The organism is Shewanella sp. 10N.286.51.B7 (genome assembly GCF_002873615.1).
In the GTDB taxonomy this organism is placed as follows: domain Bacteria; phylum Pseudomonadota; class Gammaproteobacteria; order Enterobacterales; family Shewanellaceae; genus Shewanella; species Shewanella electrodiphila.
Window position 1 is genome coordinate 1 of record NZ_MCUF01000083.1, and the last position, 9,573, is coordinate 9,573.

The 9,573-nt window shown below is 40.5% G+C and carries 7 protein-coding genes; 1 reads left to right on the forward strand and 6 read right to left on the reverse strand.

The genetic code is table 11. From position 1 onward, the window contains the following. Positions 1–565 precede the first annotated feature (565 nt). The 3 genes from BCU84_RS19005 to tesB all read right to left on the reverse strand — a co-directional run bounded on the left by BCU84_RS19005 (position 566) and on the right by tesB (position 3,236). A complete protein-coding gene (locus BCU84_RS19005; protein WP_102529629.1) occupies positions 566–1,801 on the reverse strand; it encodes an MFS transporter in 1,236 nt (411 codons plus the stop codon). Positions 1,802–1,971: 170 nt separating this feature from the next. Then, complete coding sequence (locus tag BCU84_RS19010; protein ID WP_102529623.1) at positions 1,972–2,367, reverse strand: YbaY family lipoprotein; 396 nt, start codon at positions 2,365–2,367, stop codon at positions 1,972–1,974. Between the two features lie 5 nt (positions 2,368–2,372). Continuing rightward, positions 2,373–3,236 (reverse strand): acyl-CoA thioesterase II, encoded by an 864-nt coding sequence (tesB, locus tag BCU84_RS19015; RefSeq protein ID WP_102529624.1) that lies wholly within the window; start codon positions 3,234–3,236, stop codon positions 2,373–2,375. Between the two features lie 234 nt (positions 3,237–3,470). Here tesB and BCU84_RS19020 point away from each other — a divergent pair, with 234 nt between their 5' ends. Next, entirely contained in the window at positions 3,471–4,349 is an 879-nt protein-coding gene (locus BCU84_RS19020; protein WP_102529625.1) for a 1,4-dihydroxy-2-naphthoate polyprenyltransferase, read from the forward strand. A 190-nt stretch (positions 4,350–4,539) separates the two neighbouring features. Here BCU84_RS19020 and BCU84_RS19025 read toward each other — a convergent pair whose 3' ends face one another. The 3 genes from BCU84_RS19025 to BCU84_RS19035 all read right to left on the reverse strand — a co-directional run bounded on the left by BCU84_RS19025 (position 4,540) and on the right by BCU84_RS19035 (position 9,522). Further along, positions 4,540–4,845: a hypothetical protein gene (locus BCU84_RS19025; RefSeq protein ID WP_102529626.1), complete on the reverse strand. Its 306-nt coding sequence runs from the start codon at positions 4,843–4,845 to the stop codon at positions 4,540–4,542. A 341-nt stretch (positions 4,846–5,186) separates the two neighbouring features. Beyond that, complete coding sequence (gene gndA / locus BCU84_RS19030; RefSeq protein WP_102529627.1) at positions 5,187–6,716, reverse strand: NADP-dependent phosphogluconate dehydrogenase; 1,530 nt, start codon at positions 6,714–6,716, stop codon at positions 5,187–5,189. Between the two features lie 406 nt (positions 6,717–7,122). Then, on the reverse strand, positions 7,123–9,522 hold the full coding sequence (locus BCU84_RS19035) for an OmcA/MtrC family decaheme c-type cytochrome (protein WP_102529628.1): 2,400 nt from the start codon (positions 9,520–9,522) through the stop codon (positions 7,123–7,125). Between the last annotated feature and the right edge of the window lie 51 nt (positions 9,523–9,573).

Here is a 9,573-nt window from a genome sequence, read left to right on the forward strand (position 1 = left end):
ATCCCCTAGGGGATACCACTCTCTTTTTTTAAGAGTTATTAAAGCCACTTAATTGTGGTTTTTTTATGTCTAAAATTTAGCTGACAACGACCAACAAACCAGTTTCCAAGTATGTTAAAGCTAGCTAAATGCTAATGTTGTTGTGGCTTAATAGCCAATCATCTCCTAATTATCTTTTCTAACTATACAAGTCTAAGTTTCAATCCAAGATGAAATTCAACTTGCTGCATGTCACTAACAATATTTAATCTTCAGCCTCAAGATAAAATGACTTTAAGAGTAGTTCATTGATTTTCATGTCCATCTAAGGTTCCAAGTTAGGCTCATTTGTAGCCCATTCTTGACGTAGCACGTGGAATTAAGGATAAAGTAAAAAGTGCACCTTTAGTGCCGTTCATGAGTGCAGTTAAAGCTTTAATCCACATAGATAAAAACGAGGGAGCATAAACACGAAACAAATTCTTTGGTTAAAAATCACTTATAAAACTGTTTTGTTCACATGCGATAAAAAGCAGGCACAAAAAAAGAGGCCTATTGGCCTCTCATATAAAATTTTTAATATCCCTTAGCTTCGTACTGCTAAGTCATCAGCCTTTGATTGATGATAAGTTAGGCGCATAATTGCGACACAAAGTAATGAAATAAGCCCACAAGATCCGATAACAACACCTTGCCATTCTAACTGGTGCCAAAATAGCATCAAATAAGGCCCTCCAAGCGCCGCACCAAGATAATAACTACAAAGGTAGAGCGAGGTTGCTTTTGCTCGATGAGTAGACGCTCTGATAGCTACAAATGAATTACAACAACTATGAGTTAAGAAAAACCCACTGGCTGTCAGTAAAAAACCAATTATAATCGCAGGTAAGGTATCTATTAAGGTTAATAACGTCCCCACCAGCATGACGAGTAATGCACCTTTAAATAAACGAAGTGCACCAAACTTTACTACCCACTTAGCAGAAAAGTAAGACGTTAATGTACCACTCAAATAACAAAGAAAAATTAACGTGGCAGCAAAACGACTAAAGCGATAAGGGTCATCCATTAAGTGCAGCTGGATAAAGCTAAACTGGTTTACCATCATCATAAATGCCAGCCCGCCAATGGCATAAACTAAACGCATTTGATTATCGGTTAAGTGGTATATAAAACCACCCACGTCTTGCTTGATTTTCGCAAGCACACCGATTGAGGTTTGTGTTTTTTCTGGCTTTAGTTCTCTTCTTGGAAGCAGATAGGTCACTATGGAAATACCCACTAAAGTCACGGCGAAATTGACCGTCATTGCTTGCTCCCATGTGCAATATTGCGACAGTAAGCCCCCCATTAATCTGCCACCAATACCCCCTAAGCTATTGGCCATAATATAAATAGCAGCAGCCTTTAATAAAAAGCTCGCTGGTAATTGATCTTTAAAATATGCCATCGCAATAGCAGGTACTGCGGCTAACAAAACCCCTTGTAATAACCTCACCATTAGCAAAGCATCAAAATCTTTTGCGTAAATAAGTAAAATATTAGACGCGACTAACAACCATAAGCTGACCATTATCGGCGCCAAACGGCCAATACGATCTGAGATCACGGCATAAATTAATAAAGAAAAGGCAAGAGAGAAGCTCGTCACAGAAAGAATTAACGTCGCATTGGCGCCTGTAACATCAAAATGCTCAGCAATGGATGGCAACATGCCTTGCACAGCATATAAATTGATATAAACAACAATAGAGGCTAAACACAAAGCCCAGATAAGGCGAAGCTCAGATCTTGATTGATCAACTTCATTTACCGCACGCAATTCAGGCACAACTTAAGCCTCGAATAAAAAGAAATGAAATTTGATTATTGCGTGATATACAACTTATGCAATTCACGACTTTGGAAGATGTGAGTTACGTCTTAATTCCAAAGAATAAACATTAAGACGTACTCTACATTTTTGAGGTTTAGCTAAGAGCTGGAACGAAACTAACGCTCAACTTTTTTCATAATAACTTCGGTCGTGAACTTATCATTATTAATCACTGGGAATTTTTCGTAAGTTTGAAAAATCGGTCTATCTTGATACATGATCATCGCAACCACGCCATATTCAATATCGTTATCAATACTGTCAGCCGGTAAAGTAAACTTAAACGGTACTGGTGCGCGGGCAATATCAAAGGTTTTTTGTGAAATAATCAAACCTGGGGTATTCAAACCAATAATCGCGATATTAATTTTACAGTTCTGTGGCAGCGTAATTTTCTCTAAGTAGCCTGCATAACCATTAATGATTACTGGCTCATCAGGCGTAACAGTGACACATGCTGTCAGCATCAATGTCATGCATCCTAAAAGCAGCGCTTTAAAACCATATTTCATACTTTTTACCCTTTTGTCATTCTTAGTAGGCCTTCTTGGGTAGCAGATGCAACCAAACGCCCTTGTTGATCAAAAAACTGTCCTTTAACAAAACCACGACCACCACTAGCATTGGTACTTTCAACACTATAAAGCAACCAATCGGAAAAATTAAATGGACGGTGAAACCACATTGCATGATCTATGGTTGCCATTCTTACACCTGGTGTTAGAAATGATACGCCATGTGGCTGCGCCGCTGTCACTAAGAAGTTAAAATCAGAAGCGTAAGCTAACAGATACTCTTGCACACTATGATCGCTCGGAATGTTACCATTCGCTCTCATCCACACATAGCGCTTCGGCTCTGTTGAGTCGGGTGCGATAGGATGAATAGGATTGACTAAACGCATCTCAATCGGTGAATCAGCCATAAACTTTTCAAGTATTTTTGCTGGTACTTTATCGCGCATAGTGAGTGCCAGCTCTTGCTGATTCAATAACCCTTCAGGCCCAGCAACAACAGGCATCTCCGCTTGGTGATCGTAACCTTCTTCTGGTGCTTGAAAAGAACAAGTCATGTAAAAAATTGGACGCCCTTTTTGAATGGCTTTAACCCGTCTGGCACTGAAACTGCCACCATCACGCATGTTCTCAACATCATAAACAATCGGTAGCTTTTCATCGCCAGCGCGCAAAAAATAAGAATGCAAAGAGTGTACTTGTCTATCTTCACTTACCGTTTGTTTTGCAGCACTTAATGCTTGCCCCATCACTTGACCGCCAAATACATGCCCAAAGCCTAAATCTTGGCTTTGACCACGAAACAGGCCTAGTTCTATTTGCTCTAATGAGAGCAATGAAAGTAAATCGTTTAATACTTGGCTCATAATTATCCTAGCGGCTCTGCCAAACTCAATATCCTTAGGTTACCTTAGAACCACACATCATTAGTAAAAATATTCTAGAATTTACTCATATATAAACAAAATTTGATAAAATTAAGCAAAAATAACAACAACTTTTTACTTCATAGCGCGATCATAGCCGCTTACTTAATTCCAAAAAATTGCTATGCTATTAGGCTATCCTAATTTAACTCGACACCCTGAAGCCCTAAATATATGCAATCTTGGATTTTAGCTATCAGACCTCGCACACTACCTGCTGCAATAGGTCCTTTATTAATTGGTAATATTTTAGCCCTACACTTAGAGCAGTTCAGCTTTACAATTGCTTGTATCTCAATGCTGTGCGCTATTTTATTACAAATAGCCGTTAACTTAGCCAATGATTATTTCGACTTTAAAAACGGTATTGATACCGACGAGCGTGTGGGTCCAGTCCGTGTAACCCAAAGCGGTATGATTTCACCTAATAGCGTGCGTAATGCCATGATTTTATGTCTCGTACTCGCACTCATCGTGGGTTCTGCATTGATAGTACATGGTGGTTGGCCGATCGCAGTTTTGGCTGTAGCTGCGTTATTGGGGGCAGTTTGTTATAGCGGCGGTCCTTACCCTCTCGCCTCTCATGGATTAGGTGAAGTGGCTGCATTTGTATTCTTTGGGCTGGTAGCGGTCGTGGGAAGTTACTATATTCAAGCTGGCGACACTAGCATCAGTGCTTGGCTGTTAGGTAGTGCCATCGGCATGTTTAACGCAGCGATTATGCTAGTAAATAACACCCGAGATATTCAAACTGACACTAAGGCCGGTAAAAATACTCTTGCAGTTCGTATAGGTCAGGCTCAAGCTCGCGTGCTTTATCAGGCATTAGTGTATTTACCATTCGGGATCATTATTGGTGGTTTCTTGATGGGTTACTTGCCTGGCATTCCAGTATTGCTTGCAGGACTTGCATTAGTGTACGCCCGTCAACTTAGCGGTGAATTCAGTAATACCAGTGGTGAAGCCCTTAACCCAATCTTAGGTCGAACCGCCAAATTAACTATGATATTTAGTTTCTTATTCAGCCTTGGTTTAGTCATTACCTTAGCGTAAATATCACAACATAAAGGCTTCTAATGAGAAGCCTTTATTATTTATTTTAAAATTCAATCTTCACACTAATTACCATAAAGTATTTTTCAAAAAGAAATACTTTTATTAATTAGCTTCAATACAGTCTCAAAAATTATTTACTGTTATTGATGACACTCAGAACCGATTAAAGACTTTGACGTTAAAATAGTTAACTGGCTTCTGCGGCAGCAGCGGCATTAGCTGAAATCAACTTCCTGTCAAAGTCATCATTGAGCAAAATAACATCGGCAATTGAAGCTCTTAGCTTTACTGATGCTGGTGCTTTATTAGTGGTTCTCTGACTCAGTGATTCGCGCAATAATACCACTTCTAATAACTTTTCAAGAGACTCATTATTCTTGGTTTCTAACGCGGGCAGTTGTTTTACAGCGGCTTGAGAATATTTATCATATTCGGAAGTAAGAGTTTCAATGGCTTCTACTAGTCTTTTTTTCTTATCCGTTTTCGTTGGCATGCATACTCCCTCATCTTTATTAGTATCTTATTTAACCTATATTAGAGTTGGCTCAGTTACAAGGTTGTTAACTACAGAGAAACATGAATATTGCTATTAATATAAAAAATAAGACTAATAGTTAATATAAAATCAGACCAAATACGAATGAGTCTTTATTAGAGACTAATTTTATCAAAAAAAGTTTTGTCATAGATAGATTGCATATTTTAATGTCAATAAAACCTTATTTAAGTTGTCATAAGATAGTCATTATAAAACGACTGGGCTTACAGATAACAAAAAAGCACTTCTCGCGGAGAAGTGCTTTTGTTTAAAGCGACAAAATTAACTGCTTATGACTACACCTTAGACAATGTGCGCTCTTTTGCACTCCAATCTAAATGGTACTTCTCGCCAGCAGGTTTATCAGTGCGTTCAAAGGTGTGTGCACCGAAAAAGTCTCGCTGACCTTGTAGTAAATTAGCTGGTAGCGTTTCACTGCGATAGCTATCGTAATATGCCACTGCAGAACTAATACACGGCGCAGGAATGCCTTGCATAACTGATGCTGCAACTGTTTTACGCCAATTCATGTGCTTAGCAGATAAACTATCACTGAAGGTTTTAGCCATCAGAAGATTCGCAAGCTCGGCATCGTCTTGGTAAGCTTTGGTAATAGACTGCAAGAACGTCGCGCGAATGATACATCCTGCGCGCCAGATCTTAGCAATTTCAGCAAAATCTAAAGACCAATTTTGCTCTTTTGCAGCCATCGCCATTAATTGGAAGCCTTGGGCATAACAACAGACTTTGGCGCAATATAATGCATCCTCAAGATTAGCAATAAACTCGGCTTTCTCTGCATCAGTTAACGTAACCTTAGCTGGGCCTGCAAGCTTAGTGCTTAAGTCAACTCGCAAGCCTTTTTGGGTACTGACAGCTCGCGCATACACGGCTTCAGCAATGGTTGGTGCTGGGCAGCCAATTTGTAAACTGCTTACCGCAGTCCACAAGCCTGTTCCTTTTTGGCCTGCTTTATCTAAGATCATTTCCACTAACGGCTTACCAGTTAATGGATCGTCTTGTTGTAATACTTCAGCGCTGATTTCCATCAAGTAGCTGTTTAAGCTGCCTTGATTCCAACCATGAAAAATATCACCAATTTCATGAGCCGATAATCCTAAGCCATCATGAAGTAATTGGTAAGCTTCGCAGATTAATTGCATATCCGCGTATTCAATACCGTTATGTACCATTTTCACATAATGACCAGAACCCGCAGGGCCAATATAAGTAGTACATGGCTCGCCTTCAATAACAGGGTTTCCTGGCTCAAAGCGCTCTATTGGTAACCCTGTTTCTGGATCGACTTTCGCTGCCATCGCTTTCCAGACAGGTGCAACGTATTGCCATGCATCTTTATTACCACTTGGCATCAATGACGGGCCAAAGCGCGCCCCAACTTCACCACCTGAAACTGCTGAACTAAAGAACACAAATTTGCCTTTAAAACGTGCTTCACGTTCTACAGTATCAGTCCATAAACTGTTACCTGTATCGACAATGATGTCGTCAGTTTCAATACCGGCATCAATCAGTGCATTACACACACCATCAACTGGGCCACCAGCAGGAACAGATAACACGATGACACGAGGTTTTACTAATGATGCGAGCATTTCAGTAAGATTATTACAGCCAAGCATTCGGGGTGCTTTATCAGCTTTTCTTTCTGCTGTTTCTTGATTAATAGCAGCATTAACTTTTTCACTGTCAAGATCGAAAGCGGCTACCTGGTAGCCATTATCAGCTATGTTTAACGCGAGATTCTTGCCCATCACACCGAGGCCGATAACGCCGATGTCTGAACGGAATGGTTGGGTATTCATTATTATTTTCCAAAGGTCACAGAGATTAATCGCGCGTAGCGAATCCATTTGAAGGGGGATTATACGGATTTATGTAACAAAATTACAGTCGCAAAATGTGCACACTCTATTGCATAAATTGGAAGGCAGAGAAATAAACAAGTTTTAACTAATAAACACAATCAGTTATGACATACCCTTCTTAATGTAAATTATGACTAAGCCGTTTAAATACAATATTTTGGATATTCATATGTGTTGAATACAAATAGATGTTAGATACAAACAGAAGTGCGGATAAATCGGACGAGCATTAACAATGTTCAATAAGGGCACTGATAAAATGTCTTAATAAAAAAGGTTGTTCAAGTAAATCGGACTGACTTTACTCAAACAACCTTCTATCAATATAACGCTAGGGCTTAGGTTAATTAAAGCCGTGCATCACATCAATGCCAAAGCCTTTACCTTCGCCATGACAAGTATGACAAGATTCATCTCCAGGTTGATATATCGCACCTGAACTCGCATCTTGTTGGAACACCCCACCATAACTTTGAGCATGGGCAGCCCAACTAGCTTCATTGTTATGACATGCAGCACAAACTGCGACAGTTGGAGAATACTCAGCCACTTCACCCGTCATTGTCGCATTCGGCGTCGCGACAATAACTGAACTTTGCGCAGACAGAGTATCCATAGTCAGCTGGCCTTCATCATGACAAGCCTGACAGTCATTCGCTGCAGCAGGATAAGTCATATCCTCTCGTTCGCTACCACTGTAACCTTCGGTTGTACGAGTATTAGCATGTAAAGAATGCACTAATTCACGATAACCTAAGCTGTTACTGATGGTTCTGAACGCCTTCACACTGGCATCACCCGGTGTATGCTTGCGCGTTGCATTCATATACTTGACCATGTCATTGGTGTGACAGCTTTGACAACTACCATCAGCAAGTGTGGTTGCCACTTGTGGTGAGTGACATGCGCCGCAGGTAGCACCATTACCAGGAGTCGAAATTTTACTGTGGGCATCGTTTACACGTTGCTGGAACTGGTCATCATGACAAGCGGCACATTTTTGGTTGTTCACCAACTCTGCATAAGCCGACACATTCGCCGTTAATGCAACAGCACTATCGGCTGGAACTTCTGCAACCACAATATTTGAATCAGTATCTTGCGCGTCACAAGAAGCCACAAGGCCAGTAGATTTATCGCCACACGCCATCACTTTAGCGTACAGAGTGCCTACTGAATCTAAATCAAAGTCAGCAACACCAGCATTTTTAACAATAATAGTGACCACTGAGCCATCTCTAGTCATCGTAATATCATCAGCGCCAGATACAATATCCCACACTTTTCGCTGGCCGTTATTCTCAGGCATCACTGTTTGCTGCGCATTACCTGAAGCCACAATCCATAAGTTATCAATTGCAGGATCGACATCTGGATTAGCACTTAATTGATTAAAGGTTAAGGTCGCCGTTAAGGTATCTTGCAATTCATCAATCACACTATCAGTAATAGCAAATTGATATTGCTCAGCTAACGCATCCGTCACACTGACCGCGGCATTATGAAATATTGCTGAACCTAATGGGTTATTGCTATCAGGATGACAACCACTACAACTCATTGCCCACGCATCAGGAAATGCATCACGATCATGGAATAAACCAACAGCGGTGCCATTCCAGCCTTCTGGCGCATATTTCTCATGACAACTTAAACAGGTTTCTTGACCTGGGTATTGATAAAAATCCGCTTGAGGCGCAGCATCTTCAATATGACATTGCTGACACTGATGCATATCACCTGAGTAAGATAAATCACTGTAGTCATGAACTGAGCCCTTATAGCCAATCACTAAGTAATCACTCTTATGGATTTTATGCACTACGCTCGCCATACCAATGCTTACACCTGTTTCAGGGTCACCTGAATAACTGGTATGACACATTACACAGCCTTCATAATCGAAGCGCTTGCTACCATGCATAAGTAAGCTATTCTCTGCAGACAGATCGGCTGTGTGACAGCGATAACAGCTTTGCTCAGAAGCCAATAACACTCGGCTATCTGCTTCTTCAGCGGCTGTGCCAGTTTGTGGATCAAAATCAAATGTCGTATTAACCAACATCGTATCAATTGTAGCCCCAGAATAAGGCAACAACTCTAAATAAACACGGTGAATGTTTTCAGCAACGTACTCAGTATTGATGCCATCAATATTCGAATAGCTGTCTAAAGATTGCGAGAATGTGTAACGATATAAACCGTTACCTATGGCTTCAATACAGGCTTCTTTACAAGTAGACTCTATGCTTGCTTGCCACTGCGTGCCTTTATTTTTATCCCAGCCCGGTTCTAAATCATTATCAGCAACCTCTCCAGGCTCTACCACGTTATTAATATAACTGGTCCATTGTGGAGATAAATCCGTTTCAGCCGTACTTTGCACGCTGGCACTGTCAGCTTCATTTAACGGTCTAATACGTCTTTGTTGATCGCCAAGTTTGGCAATACCCGCACCTAATGTTTGAATCGAATCTAAGTCAGCTAGACCACTTACAGCAACGCCATTGACATTACTTAAGTAGAACTCAAAAGAAACTTGTAATGCATCATCAATAGTCACTTTTTCGATTTCAGCTTTTAAAGACTGGGCTGAAGATATTGAAATATTGATGTCACCCGGCTCACCATCTTCGCCATCATGTCCGTCATCACCGGAACATGCTGTAAGTGCGACCACTGGAACTAGAACAAGTGGAGTTAACCACTTCTTATATTTCCTAGTTAACAATCTGCTCATCATTGTTATTCCTTTTATTAATCCATGGCATTTTTATTTTTATTAATCATTATT